This window comes from Pseudarthrobacter raffinosi (assembly GCF_023913735.1).
Classification (GTDB): domain Bacteria; phylum Actinomycetota; class Actinomycetes; order Actinomycetales; family Micrococcaceae; genus Arthrobacter; species Arthrobacter raffinosi.
In genome coordinates, this window is the sequence record NZ_JAMXBH010000014.1 from 62135 (window position 1) to 79161 (window position 17027).

Annotated in this window: 17 protein-coding genes; 7 read left to right on the forward strand and 10 right to left on the reverse strand. The window is 66.4% G+C overall.

Annotation, left to right across the window (positions count from 1 at the left end):
• Positions 1-31: 31 nt before the first annotated feature.
• Entirely contained in the window at positions 32-694 is a 663-nt protein-coding gene (locus NG698_RS14180; protein WP_252610597.1) for a pentapeptide repeat-containing protein, read from the reverse strand.
• On the reverse strand, positions 694-1152 hold the full coding sequence (locus NG698_RS14185; RefSeq protein ID WP_252610599.1) for an SRPBCC family protein: 459 nt from the start codon (positions 1150-1152) through the stop codon (positions 694-696). Before NG698_RS14185 ends, NG698_RS14180 begins: the two co-directional genes overlap by 1 nt.
• Positions 1153-1286: 134 nt before the next feature.
• On the opposite strand from NG698_RS14185, the gene NG698_RS14190 reads away from it, so the two are divergent.
• Both NG698_RS14190 and NG698_RS14195 read left to right on the forward strand, forming a co-directional pair.
• On the forward strand, positions 1287-1460 hold the full coding sequence (locus tag NG698_RS14190; RefSeq protein WP_104060426.1) for a CsbD family protein: 174 nt from the start codon (positions 1287-1289) through the stop codon (positions 1458-1460).
• A gap of 215 nt (positions 1461-1675) precedes the next feature.
• Complete coding sequence (locus NG698_RS14195) at positions 1676-2434, forward strand: dienelactone hydrolase family protein (RefSeq protein WP_104060427.1); 759 nt, start codon at positions 1676-1678, stop codon at positions 2432-2434.
• Between the two features lie 177 nt (positions 2435-2611).
• Here the strand turns inward: NG698_RS14195 and NG698_RS14200 are convergent, their stop codons facing one another.
• From NG698_RS14200 to NG698_RS14220, 5 genes are all read right to left on the reverse strand, one after another.
• Entirely contained in the window at positions 2612-4072 is a 1461-nt protein-coding gene (locus NG698_RS14200; RefSeq protein ID WP_252610600.1) for an amino acid permease, read from the reverse strand.
• Between the two features lie 187 nt (positions 4073-4259).
• Positions 4260-4643, reverse strand: a complete 384-nt coding sequence (locus tag NG698_RS14205; protein ID WP_252599903.1) for a Rieske (2Fe-2S) protein — start codon at positions 4641-4643, stop codon at positions 4260-4262.
• Positions 4640-7156, reverse strand: coding sequence for a nitrite reductase large subunit NirB (gene nirB / locus NG698_RS14210; protein ID WP_252599902.1), 2517 nt, complete (start codon positions 7154-7156; stop codon positions 4640-4642). Before nirB ends, NG698_RS14205 begins: the two co-directional genes overlap by 4 nt.
• A complete protein-coding gene (locus NG698_RS14215) occupies positions 7156-7503 on the reverse strand; it encodes a molybdopterin oxidoreductase (RefSeq protein ID WP_104060431.1) in 348 nt (115 codons plus the stop codon). The genes nirB and NG698_RS14215 overlap by 1 nt, the downstream gene beginning before the upstream one ends.
• Positions 7504-7646: 143 nt before the next feature.
• Positions 7647-9356, reverse strand: a complete 1710-nt coding sequence (locus NG698_RS14220) for an ABC-F family ATP-binding cassette domain-containing protein (RefSeq protein WP_252610603.1) — start codon at positions 9354-9356, stop codon at positions 7647-7649.
• A gap of 221 nt (positions 9357-9577) precedes the next feature.
• On the opposite strand from NG698_RS14220, the gene NG698_RS14225 reads away from it, so the two are divergent.
• On the forward strand, positions 9578-10093 hold the full coding sequence (locus tag NG698_RS14225) for a histidine kinase (RefSeq protein WP_252610605.1): 516 nt from the start codon (positions 9578-9580) through the stop codon (positions 10091-10093).
• Positions 10093-10956 (forward strand): DUF4097 family beta strand repeat-containing protein, encoded by an 864-nt coding sequence (locus NG698_RS14230; protein ID WP_252610607.1) that lies wholly within the window; start codon positions 10093-10095, stop codon positions 10954-10956. The genes NG698_RS14225 and NG698_RS14230 overlap by 1 nt, the downstream gene beginning before the upstream one ends.
• Before the next feature lie 109 nt (positions 10957-11065).
• Here the strand turns inward: NG698_RS14230 and NG698_RS14235 are convergent, their stop codons facing one another.
• The 3 genes from NG698_RS14235 to NG698_RS14245 are packed head-to-tail and all read right to left on the reverse strand — an operon-like array spanning position 11066 to position 13779.
• On the reverse strand, positions 11066-11899 hold the full coding sequence (locus NG698_RS14235; RefSeq protein ID WP_252599945.1) for a metal ABC transporter permease: 834 nt from the start codon (positions 11897-11899) through the stop codon (positions 11066-11068).
• Positions 11900-11947: 48 nt separating this feature from the next.
• The gene (locus NG698_RS14240; protein WP_252610609.1) at positions 11948-12769 is read right to left on the reverse strand and encodes a metal ABC transporter ATP-binding protein; all 822 of its coding nucleotides are present in this window, start codon (positions 12767-12769) and stop codon (positions 11948-11950) included.
• Entirely contained in the window at positions 12769-13779 is a 1011-nt protein-coding gene (locus NG698_RS14245; RefSeq protein ID WP_252610611.1) for a metal ABC transporter substrate-binding protein, read from the reverse strand. Before NG698_RS14245 ends, NG698_RS14240 begins: the two co-directional genes overlap by 1 nt.
• Positions 13780-13922: 143 nt before the next feature.
• Between NG698_RS14245 and NG698_RS14250 the strand changes: the two genes are divergently transcribed.
• The 3 genes from NG698_RS14250 (at position 13923) to NG698_RS14260 (ending at position 17007) form a co-directional block, all read left to right on the forward strand.
• Entirely contained in the window at positions 13923-14684 is a 762-nt protein-coding gene (locus NG698_RS14250) for a CPBP family intramembrane glutamic endopeptidase (protein WP_252610613.1), read from the forward strand.
• 62 nt (positions 14685-14746) lie between these two features.
• Positions 14747-15730 (forward strand): 1,4-dihydroxy-2-naphthoyl-CoA synthase, encoded by a 984-nt coding sequence (locus NG698_RS14255; RefSeq protein WP_252599896.1) that lies wholly within the window; start codon positions 14747-14749, stop codon positions 15728-15730.
• A gap of 74 nt (positions 15731-15804) precedes the next feature.
• Complete coding sequence (locus NG698_RS14260) at positions 15805-17007, forward strand: AMP-binding protein (RefSeq protein WP_252599895.1); 1203 nt, start codon at positions 15805-15807, stop codon at positions 17005-17007.
• Positions 17008-17027 lie beyond the last annotated feature (20 nt).

Below are 17027 nucleotides of genomic sequence, written 5' to 3' on the forward strand. Positions count from 1 at the left end.
TTACCGACCGTTCGTTCTATAAAGACTACACTCACAGGACAAGGACGCCGAGGTGCCCAGCCAGGAGTGGCGCCAGCAGGCTCAGCTGATAGTCGTCGATCACGACGCCGGCCAGGCTGCCGAGGCCGCTGATGGTCCGGAAATCCGTGCCGCGAAGATCAAAGTCCTTCAGCCGCGAGCCTGTGAGATCCAGGGTGCCGATGGTGCAGTTCTTGAGCGCCACGCGCGTCCCGGAGGCGGAACCGAGGTCCAGTTCGTTGATGATGCAGTCGCTGATGACAACGTCCGTCAGCTTGGACCCGCGCAGATTCAGGAAGTCCAGCTTGCCGCCGTCGATCCGGACCGACTGCCAGCCGGTCTCGTACAGCTCAGCGGAGCCCAGCCGGGGATTGTTCAGCTGCACGTCCCGCCACGTGGAGCGGGCGGCCCGGAACACCGGCGCGTACAGCTCGGACAGGATGCAGTCCCGGAACGTGGCCCCGCGGAGCTGGGTGTCATTGAAGGAGACGCCCTGGAACTCACACTCGGCAAAATCCGTGCCGCTCAGCTCCAGACCGTCGGCGACCGCCCGGCTGTACCGGACGCCGTCGTACCTTTCACCACGCTGGAAGTCCGGGGCCGGATCATCCGTGACATCCTCCAGGCTGACGGGCGAGAGCCGGGGAGCCGTTACCTTGGGGGGCTTTGCCGCCACTAGAGCGATTCCGCTTTGGCGGCGATTTCCGCCAGGTCCTTCGTGAGCGCCTTGCGTGTCATGCTCATGCCCAGCTTGCCGAAGAGAGTCATGCTGACCTTGCTGAGCAGGGTGGGCTTGACGACGTCGGCGCCGAAGGTCAGCGTCAGGTCCGTCCCGCCGTCGCGCTCGGCCAGGCTGAAGCGCGAGGTGTAGTCGGCACCGCCCTGGAGGGCCTTGACCGTGTTGCTGCGAGGAGGATCGGCCTGCGCCACCCACATCTCCACCGTTTCCGAGCGGCCCATCATGGTTCGCGTTTCCTTCCAGCGCGTCCCCTCGCCATAGGGCCCGTCGCTGAGCATCTGCACGGCGTCGATGCCGGACAGGGTGGAGGCGGAACCCGGGATGTCCGAGATGACCGCCCAGACCTTTTCCGGCGTGGCATGAATGTGCTGGGTCAGGCTTGTGCTGTGTTCCATGCATCGAGCCTAGTCGGGGGCGCTGACATTCGACAGGCCGCTGATATCGGGGGCCCCTTGAAATGGTAAGCATGCTTTGTGTTATTCTGAAACGGCATTGTTTGATCCCCTGAAAACGAAAGGCGGCCAGACTCATGGGCCTCGGAGACAAGATCAGTAACGAAGCAGAGCACCTGGGCGGCAAGGCCAAGGAAGCGACCGGCAACGCCACGGACAACGACAAACTCAAAGCCGAAGGCCAGGCGGACCAGGTCAAGGCTGACGCCAAGAAGGTCGGCGAAAACGTCAAGGACACCTTCAAGAACTAGTCCTCCCATATTCGAGCGGCGGCGGATTCCCATGGGGGATCCGCCGCCGTTCTCGTGTCCGCCGACCGCCATCCGTTGCTCCCCACCGACCCCCTCGCCTCGCAAGCTCGGCCAGGGAACCCTGCCGACGTGGGCCCAGGCGCCCTTTTGACGCCCCAAAGGGCCCGTACGGAGCAGTCGATGGAGGGCTTGACGGCGGCGGCTACCCTTGGCCCATGACTTATGTGGACCTGAGTGCCCAGAGTGCCGCTGCCGGCGGTTCGCCTTCGCTCGGCGGATATCTCGCCACGCCATCCGGACCAGGTCCGTTTCCCGCGGTCCTGATGATCCACGAAGCCTTCGGCCTGAACGAACTCGTTCGCGGGCATGCAGACCGGATGGCCCGAGCCGGGTACCTGACGCTGGCGGTGGACCTGTTCAGCGACGGCGGCCCGCGCCGCTGCCTGGTCAGCACCATGCGGAGCATGCTCAGGGGAAGCGGCCGCGCGTTCACCGACCTCGCCACCGCCCGCTCCTGGCTGGCCACTTCGCCGCTGTCCACCGGCAAGACCGGGGTGATCGGGTTCTGCATGGGCGGAGGATTCGCGCTGCTGGTGGCCCGCGACGGCTTCGACGCGGCCTCGGTCAACTACGGCCGCCTGCCCGGCAATCTCGAGGAAAGCCTCCGCGGCGCCTGCCCCATCGTGGCCAACTTCGGCGGCCGGGACCTCACCCTTAAGGGCGCGGCCGGCAAGCTTGAGACCGCCCTGGACAACCTCGGCATCGAAAACAGCGTCAAGGAATTTCCCACTGCAGGCCACGCGTTCCTCAACGAAATCGACCTGGGCCCGGCGGTTTTCCGGCCGCTGATGCGGGTCATGGGCATCGGCCCTGACCCGGAGTCCTCCCCCGAAGCCTGGCAGCGGATCGAAGACCACTTCGCCCGGCACCTCAAGAGCGTGGACGCCAACCGACCCCCATCGGTTGCTCCGTAGGCGCCCTTTTGAGCGCTCAAAAGGGCGGTCACGGAGCAACCGATGGGGGTTTCGACAGGCTCCACCAACGACGACGGCGGGCCGCCCCCGAAAGGGTGACCCGCCGACGTCGGACTTCTTAGCGTCCGACTTCTTAGCGTCCGTCCGCAGAGCGTCCGGCTGCTGAGGCGAAAAGACCTAGCAGAAGAGCTCGCTCTTGGGCTCGTTGTGCTTGACCTTCTGCCAGCCCAGCCACAGGACCAGGGCGAAGAACGGGATGGTGGCCAGTGTCCAGAGACCGAGGTGGAATACCTCGCCGGTCTTGCTGGTCATGGTGTCGAAGCCGATGAGCACGGCGATGGCCAGCAGCGCAATGAGTCCGGCCCAGCTGCTCCAGGTTCCGCCGGGCGCGGGCAGGGAGGAGACCTTGCCCTTCTTGTGGCGCAGCGCGATCTGGCTGGCGAAGATGGCGCCCCAGGTGAAGATCACGCCGATCGATGCGGAGTTGAGCGCGAGGTCGAAGGCGTGTGAGCCGCCCAGCCAGATGTTCAGCAGGATGCCAACGAGGTAGACGGCGCCGATGGCCAGGATGGCGGCGTACGGCACGTGGCTCTTGGACATCTTGGTCAGCCACTCCGGGGCGTGCCCGTTGTTGGCCATGGTCCGGAAGATCCGGCCGATCGAGTACAGGCCCGAGTTGCAGGAGGACAGCGCGGCGGTGATGACGATCATGTTCATAACATCGCCCATCCAGCCAAGGCCCATCTGGCCGAACACGGTGACGAACGGCGAGGTGCCGACCACGTACTGGTCCGAGGGAAGCAGCATCGCCAGGAGCGTCACGGAACCGACGTAGAACACCACGATGCGGAAGACGACGGCGCGGATCGCTTTGGGAACTTCCTTGGCGGGGTCCTTCATTTCGCCGGCCGTGATGCCGACGAGTTCAATGCCGTTGTAGGCGAAAATCACGGCGTTCAGGACCAGGATCATCACCAGCGCACCCTTAGGGAACATTCCGCCTTCGGCTGCGAAGAGGTTGTTCACGCTGGCGTTGCCGTCGCCCACCTGGGCGTTGGTGACCACCATGAAAGTGCCCACGGCCAGGAAGATCACGATGGCGCCGACCTTGAGGCAGGATGCCCAGAATTCAAATTCGCCGAACGCCTTGACGCTCATGAGGTTGACGCCCACGAGCAGCAGCAGTGCTGCGATGGCGCTGAGTTCGACCGGCACGTTGGGGAAGAAGAACTGGAAGTACAGTCCGATCGCGATGAGTTCGGCGATGCCGGTCATGGCCCAGTTGATGAAGTACATCCAGCCGGACAGGTACGCGCCCTTCTTGCCGAACATCTCACCGGCGTAGCTGACGAAGGAACCCGACGTCTGGCGGTACATGATCAGCTCGCCCAGGGCCCGCATCAGCAGGTAGGCGATGACGCCGGCAATGGCGTAGGAGAAAATGAGCGCAGGGCCAGTGGAGGCCAGGCGTCCGCCTGCACCCATAAAGAGGCCGACGCCGATGGCGCCGCCCATGGCAATCATGGTGACCTGGCGTCCGCTCAGGGATTTTTTGTAGCCCTCGGCGCTGAGGGTGGAGTCGACGACGGCGGATTGCGCCGTTGGGCTCACGAGTTCTGTGGGGGTACTTTGAGGCACAACAATTCCTTGTGGGTAGGGGATTGGCCGGCACCCTTGGCAGGGACTTCTCCATCCCGAAAATTCGGTTTCTTGATGTTTCAAGGAATTTTCTGCATGGAAAGTCACAGTACGTCGAAGTTCGCGCGGCCTGTCTATCCTACAAGACTCAAACCGCAGCAAGTGACGCGGGCTACACCGAGCCCGGTTAAGCCAAACTATTGCCACGAATATGGGGATACTTCAGAACAATGTTCCGTTCGGCATCCTCCTGAACGCTGTACGTGCGCAAAGGTTCGGCGCCGGTGCTTGAGCAGCCCGTTTCCAGGCTGAACGCGTGCTGGTGCAGCGGGCACATCACCACCTCCCGGTCGATGGTGCCGTCCGCAATGGGGCCGCCGCGGTGGGGGCAGACCGCGGACAGGGCGCGCAGGGTCCCGTCCCGCAGCCGGAAGACCGCCACTTGCTCGCCGTCCACCCCGAAGGCCCTCCCCTCACCGAACGGGATCTGGTCCACCGGGCCCAGGATGTGGCCGGTGGTGATGACGGGCTCGGTGCTGGGCTGGTTAGCGTCTGTCTGGTCGGCGCTCATCGGACCGGCACCTGGGGCAGGACCGTGAGCGGCAGGGACGTGCGGAACTGGCCCGGCGTGAGTGGATCGTCGCGTTCACTCCACGGGTCCACGTAGCTGTCCACGGATGCCTGCATGGCCGCGTCCAGCGTGGCCGCGATGCCTTCGGAATCGTCCACGATCACTGCGCGGAGGTGTTCGATGCCCAGCCGCGGCACAAAGGAGTAGGTCCTTTCCAGCCAGTTGGCGTTCTCACGGTAGTACTGCATAAAGCGGCCGGTCAGGACCTTCACCTCCTCGGGGTCGTCCACGGTGGCCAGCAGGTCGCCCTTGCGGATGTGGGCGCCCGCCGCTCCCCCGACGTAGAGTTCCCACCGTCCGCCCTCCACAGCCACCACACCCACGTCCTTGACCAGCGATTCGGCGCAGTTCCGTGGGCAGCCGGACACAGCCAGCTTCAGCTTGGCCGGCGACTCGATGCCCTGGAACCGGGACTCGATCTCGATGCCCAGCTTCGTGGAATCGCCGGTGCCGTACCGGCAGAAGTCCTTGCCCACGCAGGTCTTCACGGTGCGGAAGCTCTTGCCGTAGGCGTACCCGGAGGGCATGTCCAGGTCGGCCCAGACCTGCGGGAGGTCCTCCTTGGGGATCCCCAAGAGGTCGATCCGCTGCCCGCCGGTCAGTTTGATCAGCGGAACGTTGTGCTTCTCGGCGACGTCGGCGATGCGGCGCAGCTGCTGCACGGACGTCACGCCGCCCTTCATCTGCGGGACCACGGAGAACGTGCCGTCGCGCTGGATGTTGGCGTGCACGCGGTCGTTGATGAAGCGGGCGTCGCGTTCGTCGATGTACTGGTCCGCGAGCATCATTTTCAGCAGTGACGCGAGGCCCATCTTGGACTTCGCATCCTCGGCGCTCCCCGGAGCCAGTGCCGTGAACACCTGGGACACGGAGCGCAGGCCCTTTTTCCGGATGGCGGCCATCAGGGCCGGCTTGTCCAGCGGGATCCCGGGCACGTAGTAGCTGGCGGCCGGGTCCTCCTCCACCGCGCCGTCCGCCGCCCACTCCACCACCTGCTTCACCAGGAGTTTGCAGGAACCGCAGCCCTTGCCGGCGCGGGTGGCGTCCATGGCACCGGACACTGTGGTGCAGCCGCCCTTCACGGCGGCCACGAGTGCCCCCTTCGAAACGCCGTTGCAGTTGCAGACCTGGGCGCCGTCGTCGAGCTCGGCCACACCCACCGCCTCACCCGGCCCGCCGACGTCGAACAGCAGCGCGATCCGCTCTTCGGGCAACGGCAGCCCGCGGTCGTAGGCCTGCGTCAGGTAGGCCACCTTCCGGCTGTCGCCCAGGAGCGTGGCACCCACCATCTTGTTGTCGCGGACCACGATGGACTTGAAAATGCCGCGGCTGGGCTCCGAGAAGACGATGTGCTCGTCGGTGTCGAACTCGGGACCGTGCAGTCCCATGGATGCGACGTCGACGCCGGCAACCTTCAGCTTGGTGGCGGTCCGCGAGCCCAGGTAGGCCGAGGATGTGTCGACGCCGGTCACGTGGTTGGCAAGCACCACGGCCTGTTCCCACAGCGGCGCCACCAGCCCGTAGACCTCGCCGCGGTGCTGGACGCACTCCCCCACCGCATAGATATCGTCTTCGTCCTGGACCCGCAGCCGGTCATCCACCACAATGGCCCGCTCCACCGGCAGCCCGCTCAGCACAGCCACGTCCACGTTCGGCCGGATGCCCGCGGCCACCACCACCATGTCGCAGGCGATGTCCTCCCGGTCCCGGAGGCTGACGCCGCTGACCGTGTCCCTTCCGAGGACGGCAGTGGTGCGGCTGGACGTGTGCACCCGGATGCCTAGGGCCTCCACGCTCCTGCGCAGCACCGCGCCGCCGTCGGGCCCCATCTGCGCATTCATGAGGTGCCCGCCGGAGTGCACCACCTCCACGTCGATCCCGTGGCTTTTCAGGCCGTAGGCCGCCTCGAGGCCCAGCAGGCCGCCGCCGATCACCACCGCCCGCCGGTGATGCTCCTGCTGCGCATGCTGGACCATCTTGCGGGTGTCATCGATGGTGCGGAACCCGAACACACCGTGCTTCACGGACCCGCCCGGAGTGTACAGCCCGTCCATCGGCGGCATGTGGGAGCGGCTCCCGGTGGCGATGATGAGGGTGTCGTACGGTGTCACGCGGCCGTCATTGGAAAAGACGTGCTTCGTGAACTTGTCGATCCGGTCAACACGGACCCCGGCGTGCAGCGTGATGCTGTTCTCGCGGTACCAGGGCAGCGCGTTCAGGAAGATGTCGGCGTCGCTTTCCTCGCCGGAGAGGACGTGGCTGAGCATGATCCGGTTGTAGTTGCCGTAGGGCTCGTCGCCGAACATGGTGATGGTGAATTGCTCGGCGCCGCCGCGGGCCAGGATCTCCTCCACGGCCCGGGCGCCCGCCATCCCGTTGCCCACCACCAGCAGCCGACGGCGTGGCGCGGCGCCTGCGTGCCTGCCCTGCGGCCGGTCCAGCACGCTGGTCATCAGTGCTCAACCATGCCCAGGTCAACAACCACGGATCCCCCAACACCATCCGGGGCGGCGAGATAGAGCTCCACCACCGAGCCGCCGTCGATGTCCTCCACGACGCGCAGCGGCACATGGACATCGCTCTTGGCGCCGATGGGGAAATAGCGCATGGGCACGCCGTTCCGCATCAGCACCACGGTGATGAGTTCACTGCTGGAATTGCCGCCCCGGAAGTAGAGCGTCTGGTTGATGACGCCGTCCGGGACGTAGTGCGAGAGTTCGCGGTGGATGGGGACGGGTTTCTCCAGCCCGGTGCCCACAAACGGGAAGATGCCCTGCAGGAAAAGGTTCTTGGTGATCACGGACAGATCCTTTCGGCCGGCGGGAGTGTGGCATAGGCCTATCTTCCGCCGCCGATGTTTCCGCCTGCCGGTCGGTGCGTAACTTTTCCTTTGCGCAAATCTCACCGCTTCCGGGCCGCCACCGGCCGGCCCCTGCGACTACATCAGGCCGGGGCCAGCACGCCCTTGTCCATCGAGTACCTGATCCAGCGGCCGGATTCGTCCGTCCGCGAGGTGTCGCTCTTCTTGGCGCACTTGGCAAACCAGTCCCGGAGGGCGCGGTCGTGGCTGACCATAACCAGGGTCCCGGTGAAGCCGGCGAGCGCCTCTTCGAGCTGCTCCACCAGGACCGGCGCCAGGTGGTTGGTGGGTTCGTCCACAATCAGTGTGCCGTAGCCGCCCAGCAGCAGGCGGGCCAGGGCAAGCCTGCGCTGCTGGCCCGCGGACAGGCTGCCTACGGGGACGTGGAACTCGCTGGTGCGGAACAGCCCCAGGCGCAGGAGTGCCTCGGCGTGCTCGTCGATGTTGCCGCCGAGGCCCGCCGCGAAGGCCGGCAGCAGGCGGAGCGTGGGCCGTTGCGGCAGTTCGAGTTCCTGCTGCAGGTAGCCCACCCGGGCCGGCCGCTGCACCCTCCCGCCAACGGGCTCCAGGGTTCCCGCCAGCACGGAGAGCAGGGTGGATTTGCCGGCGCCGTTCGGGCCTGTGATGAGGATCTTCTCGCCCGTGCCGGCCGCGAAATCAGTGACGCCCAGGCGGCCTGGAACCGCGACGCCGCGGGCAACGAGGACCGCCGATGCCGTCAAGTGGGAGTCCCCGGATGCGGTGGTCGCCACGGAGGCACCCGAAGGAGCCTCCGGTTCCACGGCCAGCTCCGCCGCCAGCCGCAGCGGCACCGGCGGGCGGTCGATGGGGCTCGCTTCCAGCCGCCGGAGCCGTTCCTGCGCGTTGCGGACCTTGCTGGTGGCCGCTTTCTGCCAAGTGCCGGCCTTAAAGTCGAAGCCCACCTTGTCATTGTCGCGCTGGCGGGCGTAGCCCATCTTGTCGGTCACGGTGTCCGCCTGCCGCTGCTCCGCCTCCATCGCGACGATCCACTCGTGGTACTGCTGAACCCAGCGCTGGCGTTCGGCGGCCTTCTCGCGGAGGTAGCCGTCGTAGCCGTTGCCGTAGCGGGTCACGGTACGGCGCTCGGCATCAACCTCAATCACGGTGCTGGCCACCTTGCGGAGCAGCACGCGGTCGTGGGACACCACCACCACTGTCCCGCGATGGGCGGCCAGCCGGTCCTCCAGCCAGGCGGTTCCGCGGGCATCGAGGTGGTTGGTGGGTTCGTCCAGGAGCAGGATGTCCGCCGGATCGGCCAGGACACAGGCCAGCGCCACGCGTTCCTGCTCGCCGCCGGAGAGCGATCCCAACGTCCGCTTCCGGTCCAGGCCACCCAGGCCCAGCCGGTCGAGCGCCGCCTCCACACGGGATTCCGCGGCGTAGCCCTCGCGCAGCTGGTACTCGGTCTGCAGCCGGCCGTAGGTTTCCAGCTCGTCGTCCTCGGCATCGGCGAGGCCGGCCTCCAGCCGGTCAAGTTCGGCTTCGAGGGCGCGCAGCGAGGACAGGGAAGCGTCGACGGCGGCTCCCACGGTGAAGGATTCGGGCAGGCCGTGCGTCTGGGCAAGGTAGCCCACGCGGCCGTGGCTGACCGCAGTTCCTTCGTCGGGCGCTTCCAGCCCTGCCAGGATCCGGAGCAGCGTGGATTTGCCGGCGCCGTTTTCGCCGACGATGGCAACATGCTCGCCGGCCGTGATGACCAGGCCGATTCCGTCCAGCAATTGCCGGTCGCCGTAGCCATGGGAGATGCCGGAAAGGTTCAGTTGTTCAGTCAAGACAAGTCCTCGCAAGATTCCGCAGTGTGGCCGCCGGAACTGATGCTCGACGGCGGCCCTGGATTCGGGGGAACAGTCCGGCATAGCCGGGCTGTTGCTCAGGACTTCATCGCTCCAGCTTCCCCGCCGGAAGCCGCAGCGTCAAGCCGGGACACCACCGGTGACACCAATATTCGCCAGAAAGTATTGACATGACACCAAAGTGACGTCAAAATGGTGTCATGCAACTCAACCAGTACGTATCCGCCGTCCAGCATCAGCTGGGCGTCGCGGCCGAAGCCGGTGGCCCTGAGGCCCGGGAACTCAGCGACCGCCTCACTGCCGCGCTTGAGTCCACCGTCCGGCTCGTCCTCCTCGAAGCCCTCTCCGACGCCGCCAGCGAGATCACCCTCGAGCTGGCCCCGGCGTCGGTGGAGGTACGGCTCCGGGGCCGCGATCCGGAGTTTGTGGTCACCAGCCCGCCCGTTGCCAGCGACTTCGAAGCGGTGACGGAACGGTCCAGCCAGCCTTCCCGGCAGACTCCGGAAGAGTTCGACGGCGCCAGCACCTCCCGCACGACGCTCCGCCTTCCCGATCACCTCAAGCAGCAGGTTGAAGAGGCCGCCGGCATTGAAGGCCTGTCCGTAAACTCCTGGCTGATCCGGGCCGTCGCGGACGCCCTCAACGGGAACCAATCCACCCAACGGACCATTCGCCGCGATCCCGGCGAGCAGAACTTCACAGGATGGGCACGCTGATGAAAACCTTCGAGACCCCCCAGCCAATCGCCGTCGTGGTGGACGTGTCCGTCCGTGCCGACATTCTGGTTGTGGCCGGCAACCGCACCGACACCGTGGTCAACGTCCGGCCCCGCGAAGCAACCCGGGCCCTGGACATCAAGGCGGCGGAGCAGACCACCGTGGACTACACGGATGGACGCCTGCAGGTAAGGCTGCATCCGCAACGCCGCCACACCTGGTTCAGCGACGGCGGCGCCGTGGACATCGCAGTTGAAGTGCCCATCGGCTGCAGCCTTGAGTTGAAGTCCGGAATGGGCGATCTCCGCTGCGAGGGCGAATTCAGCTCCGCCGAACTGAAGACGGACATGGGCCACGTCCACCTCGACCACTCCACGGAACTCCGGGTCCACACGGGCATGGGCGACGTGACCGTGGAACGCGTCGCGGGGCGGGCGGAAATCAAGACCGGCTCGGGCAAGATTCGGATCCGGGAAATCGACGGGACCGCCAGCGTCAAGAACGGCAACGGCAGCACGTACATCGTGGATGCCGCCGGTGAACTCAAGGTCAGTGCCGCCAACGGGGACGTCTCCCTGGAACGCGCCGGCGTCACCACCACCATCAAGGCCTCCAACGGCGACATCACGGTCGGCGAGGTGGTCCGCGGAATCCTCACCCTACAGACCGCCGCAGGTTCGTTGGCCATCGGCGTCCGCGAAGGCACCGCCGCGTGGCTGGACCTCAGCACCAAGTACGGTCGCGTCCGCAACGGACTCGATGCCACCACCGGGCCAAGCGAGACGGACGCCAAAGTGGAGATCCGCGCCCGCAGCGCCTACGGCGACATCACCGTGCGGCGCTCCCCCGTTCCCACCCGGTAAACCACACCAGGTCAGACCACAGCAAAAGAACAACGCGGGGTCACTTAACGCTCATGTTTCCCCTCGTATTGGGCAGTAATTGACCCCGCGTTGCTGTGGACTCCCGGGCCTAGGCAACCAGAAGCGCGGCGGCCTTCCTGCGGCGGGCCTTCGCCAGCCGGGTGCCGATCAGTCCCTGCCGGGGGCTGAACAGGTAGACGGCAGCGAACACCACGCCCTGCGTGAGCACCACCATGGCGCCCGAAGCCGTGTCCAGGTAGTAGCTGAAGTAGATGCCGGCGATGGAGCACACCGCTGAAATCACCGGTGCGATGACCAGCATCCGGTTGAAGCGGTCCGTGAGCAGGTAGGCGGTGGCACCGGGGATGATGAGCATCGCCACCACCAGCACCACGCCCACCGTCTGCAGCGCCACCACCGACGTCAAAGCCAGCAGCCCCATAAGCAGCGCCCCCAGCCGTTTCGGGGAGAGCCCGATCGCGTGGGCGTGCGTGGGATCGAACGCATAGAGGGTCAGGTCGCGGCGCTTCAGGATCAGGATGACGAACGCGACGACGCCGAGCACCAGCACCTGGATCAGGTCCGGGATGCTGACGCCCAGGAGGTTGCCGAAGATGATGTGATTCAGGTCAGTCTGGCTGGGCGTGACGGAGATCAGCACAAGGCCCAAGGCAAACAGCGAGGTGAACACAATGCCGATGGCGGCGTCCTCCTTCACGCGGCTGGTGTTGCGGATGACGCCGATCAGGGTCACCGCGATCAGCGCGAACACCAGGGCACCGAGCGCAAACGGGGCGCCCACAATGTAGGCCAGCACAACGCCGGGCAGCACGGCGTGGGAGACGGCGTCGCCCATCAGGGACCAGCCGATCAGCACCAGCCAACAGCTGAGGACAGCACAGACGACGGCGGCGAGCGCGGTGGTGACGATGGCGCGGACCATAAAGTCGTAGCTGAGCGGTTCGAGCAGAATGTCGAAGATTTCCACGGGTCAGCCCCTGCTCTCGATGATGGCGGAGGCGCCGGCGGCTGCGGGGTGGACGACGGCGGCCGTGACGGCGGGGTGGGGAGGTACCGGAAGGTCGCGGTTCAGCACATCCAGGCCGAACGCCATGGCGAGGTTCTCCGGCTGGAGCACCAGTTCCGGGGCGCCGTGCATCAGGACCCGGCGCATGAGGAGCACGGCTTCGTCGCACAGGTTGGGCAGCGCGTGGAGGTCGTGGGTGGAGATGAGGATGGTGCAGCCGTCGGAGGCCAGCTCGCGCAGCAGCCGGGTGATGGTGGCCTCGGAGCGCTTGTCAACGCCGGCGAACGGTTCGTCCAGGAGCATCATGGTGGCACCCTGGGCAATGCCGCGGGCCACAAAAGCACGCTTCTTCTGCCCGCCGGACAGCTGCCCGATCTGCCGTTCCGCGTACTCGCCCAGTTCCACGCGGTCCAGCGCCAGATCGACGGCGGCGCGGTCGGCCTTGGAGGGGCGCCGGGTGAAGCCCTGGTGCCCGTAGCGTCCCATCATCACCACATCGCGGACGGACAGCGGGAACTGCCAGTCAACGTCCTCGCTCTGCGGCACATAGCCGATCCCGCCCTCCTTGCGCGCCCTGGTGGGTGACTGTCCGCCGATCAGTACGCGGCCGGCGTCGGGCTTGATCATTCCCATGATCACCTTGAACAGGGTGGACTTCCCGGACCCGTTCATGCCGATCAGGCCGCAGATCCGGGCGGCGTCCACGGTGAGCGAGGCGGAATCGAGCGCCAGGACCTCGCCGTAGTGGACGGTGACGTTTTCAACGAGGATGGCCGGGGAGCTCATTACTTCGCCCCTGCTGGGGCCCCGGTGGAGGTTCCGGCTGAGGTGCTGGCCAGGGCCTTGGTGATGACATCGGCGTCGTGCCTGATCAGGTCCAGGTAAGTGGGTACGGGCCCGTCGGCTTCGGACAGCGAATCCACGTATAGCGTGCCGCCGAACTTCGCTCCGGTGGCGCCCACCACCTGCTGCATGGGCGCATCGGACACCGTGGATTCACAGAACACGGCAGGAACCTTGTTGGCCTTGACGTACTCGATGGCGCGGGTGATCTGTTGCGGCGTGGCCTGCTGTTCGGCGTTGACGGCCCAGATGTAGACCTCTTTGAGCCCGGCATCACGGGCCAGGTAGGAGAATGCGCCTTCGCAGGTCACCAGGGCGCGCTGGTTCTCCGGGAGGCCTGCGAGGCTTGCTTTCATCTCGTCCTGCACACCCTGCAGTTCGGCCTTGTAGGCGTCACCGTTGGCTTTGAATACCGCAGCGTTCTCCGGGTCAAGCTCGCTGAACGCCTTCACCATGTTGTCCGTGTAGATCTGCACGTTCACGGGCGACATCCAGGCATGCGGGTTCGGTTTGCCCTGGTAGGAGTCCTCGCTGATGGACATGACCTCCACACCGTCACTGACCACGGCGTGCGGCACGTCCAGGCCCTCGACGAACTGCCCAAACCAGGCTTCGAGGTTCAGGCCGTTGTCCAGGATGAGATCCGCCTTGGCTGCCTTGCGTATGTCGCCGGGGGTCGGTTCGTAGCCGTGGATCTCGGCGCCCGCCTTGGTGATGGACTCCACGGTGAGCTTGTCCCCCGCAACGTTCCGGGCGACGTCGGCCAGCACCGTGAAGGTGGTCAGGACCACGGGCTTGTCACTGTCACTGTTGCCTGAAGCGTCACCCCCGCACGCGGTAAGGGAGAGGGACACAAGGACGACGGCGGTGGCGCCGGCAGCGCGGAATGCCGCCGTTCCCCGGGCGAGGGTTCGGGCGGCTACTTTGGCGCGCCGAAACAAAAATTTAGGCATACCGAACATTCTACGCGACGCCGATCTGGCCCCGCAATGTGACGCCCACCCGCCCACTCCCAACTAGGTAGCGCTAACTGTCGCTTTGGGGCCTCAAAACGACAGTTAGCGCTACCTAGTTGGGGGGGAGCTAGGCTGAAGACATGGCCATCACGCACCGGAAACCACCCGCGCCGCAGCCCGAGCTGTACCGGTTTTCCGCCCTTGATTTCACCGCCGTCGGCCTCTATGTGGCCGCGGCCGGGCTCTTCGCCGTGGCCGGGGAACTGCTGGTCCCGCTCATAAGCCAGCTTGCCCCCAGCCCGGCCGCGGCGTCGTACGCCGTGAACCTCATCTTCTATGGCTCGATCGGGATCCTGGCGCTGGCCGCCGCCCGCCGGGTGGTAGCCCGGGACCTGCGCGTGCTGGCCACCCGTCCGTGGTTCACGCTGCTGATGGTACCGGCGGCGGTGGTGGCCATGATGATCCTCACGGCGGTGGTGGTGTCGGCCGGCGGCGGAGTGGAGACGTCGGCAAACCAAGCCGGACTGCAGGCGCTGATGCAACAGGTTCCTGCCTGGCTGATGGTGCCGGTCCTGGTGGTGGTGGGCCCGTTTGTGGAGGAGTACATCTTCCGGCACCTGCTGATCGGCAAGCTCAGCCGCCGGCTCAACATCTGGCTGTGCTGTGCCCTCTCTGTGGTCCTCTTTGCCGGCATCCATATCGCAGGCCAGGAAGCCATCACGCTCAGTGCTTTGCTCCCCTATCTGGCCATGGGCGGCACGCTGGTGTTTGTCTACGTGTGGACCGGGAAGAACCTGATGTTCTCCTACTTTGTGCACGCGGCGAAGAACCTGCTGGCGGTCATCTTCATCTACGCCATCCCGCCCGAGCTATTCGAGCAGTTGCAGCAGGTCCAGCCCTGACAGCTGCCGTTCCCGAGGGCAACGAGTTCTGCATCAGCTGACCCGATTACTAGACTTGTCCGGTGAGCAACCAACTTCCCGCCAAGGTGTCCGACGTCTTTGACCCCACCCGCTGGCGCACCGTGTCCGGTTTCGACGACTTCCAGGACATGACGTACCACCGGCAGGTAGAGCGGGTCTCGACAAGCTCGACCACCGGGACGGGCTCAACAACCGGAACGGAAACCAGGGACCTGCCCACCGTCCGCATCGCCTTCAACCGCCCGGAAGTCCGCAACGCCTTCCGCCCCGGCACGGTGGACGAGCTCTACCGCGCCATGGACCACGCCCGCATGACCCCGGACGTCGCCACGGTCCTGCTCACCGGCAACGGCCCCTCCCCCAAGGACGGCGGCCACAGCTTCTGCTCCGGCGGGGACCAGCGCATCCGCGGCCGCGACGGGTACCGCTATGCCGACGGCGAGACCCAGGAAACCATCGACCCCGCCCGCGCCGGACGCCTCCACATCCTCGAGGTCCAGCGGCTCATGCGGACCATGCCCAAGGTGGTCATCGCCGTCGTGAACGGCTGGGCTGCCGGCGGCGGGCACTCCCTGCACGTGGTCTCGGACCTCACGATCGCCTCCCGCCAGCACGGCAAGTTCAAGCAGACGGACGCCACGGTGGGAAGTTTCGACGCCGGGTACGGCTCGGCGCTGCTGGCCCGCCAGATCGGCCAGAAGTCCGCCCGCGAGATTTTCTTCCTGGCCCGCGAGTACTCCGCGGACGACATGGTCCGCATTGGCGCCGTGAACGAGGCCGTAGACCACGAGCGCCTCGAAGAGGTGGCCCTGGAATACGCCGCGGACATCGCCCGGCAGTCACCGCAGGCCATCCGGATGCTGAAATTCGCCTTCAACCTTGCCGACGACGGCCTGGCCGGCCAGCAGGTCTTCGCCGGCGAAGCCACCCGTTTGGCCTACATGACGGACGAGGCGGTGGAAGGAAAGGAAGCCTTCCTGGAGAAACGCGACCCGGACTGGTCCCGCTTCCCGCACTACTTCTAGGCACCACGTCTAGGCACAAACTTCCAAGCCGGCCGGCCTCCAGGCCCCGGCTGACTTCAAAGGCAGGACGGCACATGAATCTCGGAACCCAGACCATCGGTCCCACGGACATCGACCCGGTGCTCAAAGCCCTGGCTGCCGCCCTCCACGGTGAGGGACCCGCCGTCGAACTTTCCGTGGGCCCCGACGGCGAACTGGTGGTGGGACACACCGAGACGCCCGGCTGCGATGACGCCGTGGCGGTGGTCCGCACGTCCGGCTCCACCGGCGCGCCGAAGGCTACCATCCTGACCGTCGAGGCGCTGGCGGCCTCATCCATGGCCACCGCCCTGGCGCTCAAGGGCGAGGGCCAGTGGCTCCTGGCCCTCCCCGTGCAGTACGTGGCAGGCGTGCAGGTCCTGGTGCGGTCACTGTTCGCCGGCACCCGCCCGTGGGTGATGGACATGTCCGGCGGTTTCACCCCCGAGGCGTTCACGGCCGGCGCCCTGGAGTTGACCGACAAGTTCCGCTTCACCTCGCTGGTCCCCACACAGCTCCAACGCCTCCTGGAGGCGCCGTCGCCGGAGACCCTGGCCGTCCTGCGGCGGTTCAACGGCATCCTGCTGGGCGGCGCACCGGCGTCGGCCGGGCTGCTGGACGCCGCCCGCGAGGCCGGCGTCAGGGTGGTCGCCACGTACGGGTCCGCCGAAACCTGCGGCGGCTGCGTGTACGACGGCGTGCCGCTGGAAGGCGTCCAGGTCCGGGTGGCCGACGACGGCCGTATCCTGCTGGGCGGCGACACCGTGGCCGCCGGGTATGTGGATGCGCCCGAAGCGACGGACACGTTTTTCGAGGAGGACGGCGTCCGCTGGTACCGCACCAATGACCTCGGCACGCTGGACGCGGACGGCCGGCTCACCGTGCTGGGCCGCGCCGACGACGTCATCATCACCGGCGGCGTCAAGGTCTCCGCCGCGCATGTGCAGGAAGAGCTGGAAAAGTCCGACGGCGTTGCGGCGGCTTTTGTGGCCGGCGTCCCGTCAACGGAATGGGGCCAGGCCGTGGCCGCCTTTGTTGCGCTCGACGCCGCTGCCTCCGGCGCCACCGCGGACTCAGGTGTCGCGGGCTCCCCAGCAGGGGATCACACCGTCGTACTTAAGGAGGAATGGCACAGGCGGCTGGGCCTCCTGGCGCCGAAAACCGTCCTGGCTGCCCCGGAACTGCTGATGCTTCCCAACGGCAAGCCGGACCGCCTGGCGATGATCGAACGGCTCAACGCGCTGCATCAGGGAAAGTAGAGTAGAGCTGCACCGGCGGC

What these genes read in the sequence shown, in the direction of transcription:
- NG698_RS14235 (WP_252599945.1), bottom strand. Translation starts at nt 11,899, where the DNA reads ATGGTCCGCGCCATCGTCACCACCGCGCTCGCCGCCGTCGTCTGTGCT.
- NG698_RS14190 (WP_104060426.1), top strand. Translation starts at nt 1,287, where the DNA reads ATGGGCCTCGGAGACAAGATCAGTAACGAAGCAGAGCACCTGGGCGGC.
- nirB (WP_252599902.1), bottom strand. Translation starts at nt 7,156, where the DNA reads ATGACCAGCGTGCTGGACCGGCCGCAGGGCAGGCACGCAGGCGCCGCG.
- NG698_RS14230 (WP_252610607.1), top strand. Translation starts at nt 10,093, where the DNA reads ATGAAAACCTTCGAGACCCCCCAGCCAATCGCCGTCGTGGTGGACGTG.
- NG698_RS14260 (WP_252599895.1), top strand. Translation starts at nt 15,805, where the DNA reads ATGAATCTCGGAACCCAGACCATCGGTCCCACGGACATCGACCCGGTG.
- NG698_RS14250 (WP_252610613.1), top strand. Translation starts at nt 13,923, where the DNA reads ATGGCCATCACGCACCGGAAACCACCCGCGCCGCAGCCCGAGCTGTAC.
- NG698_RS14185 (WP_252610599.1), bottom strand. Translation starts at nt 1,152, where the DNA reads ATGGAACACAGCACAAGCCTGACCCAGCACATTCATGCCACGCCGGAA.
- NG698_RS14245 (WP_252610611.1), bottom strand. Translation starts at nt 13,779, where the DNA reads ATGCCTAAATTTTTGTTTCGGCGCGCCAAAGTAGCCGCCCGAACCCTC.
- NG698_RS14225 (WP_252610605.1), top strand. Translation starts at nt 9,578, where the DNA reads ATGCAACTCAACCAGTACGTATCCGCCGTCCAGCATCAGCTGGGCGTC.
- NG698_RS14240 (WP_252610609.1), bottom strand. Translation starts at nt 12,769, where the DNA reads ATGAGCTCCCCGGCCATCCTCGTTGAAAACGTCACCGTCCACTACGGC.
- NG698_RS14205 (WP_252599903.1), bottom strand. Translation starts at nt 4,643, where the DNA reads ATGAGCGCCGACCAGACAGACGCTAACCAGCCCAGCACCGAGCCCGTC.
- NG698_RS14195 (WP_104060427.1), top strand. Translation starts at nt 1,676, where the DNA reads ATGACTTATGTGGACCTGAGTGCCCAGAGTGCCGCTGCCGGCGGTTCG.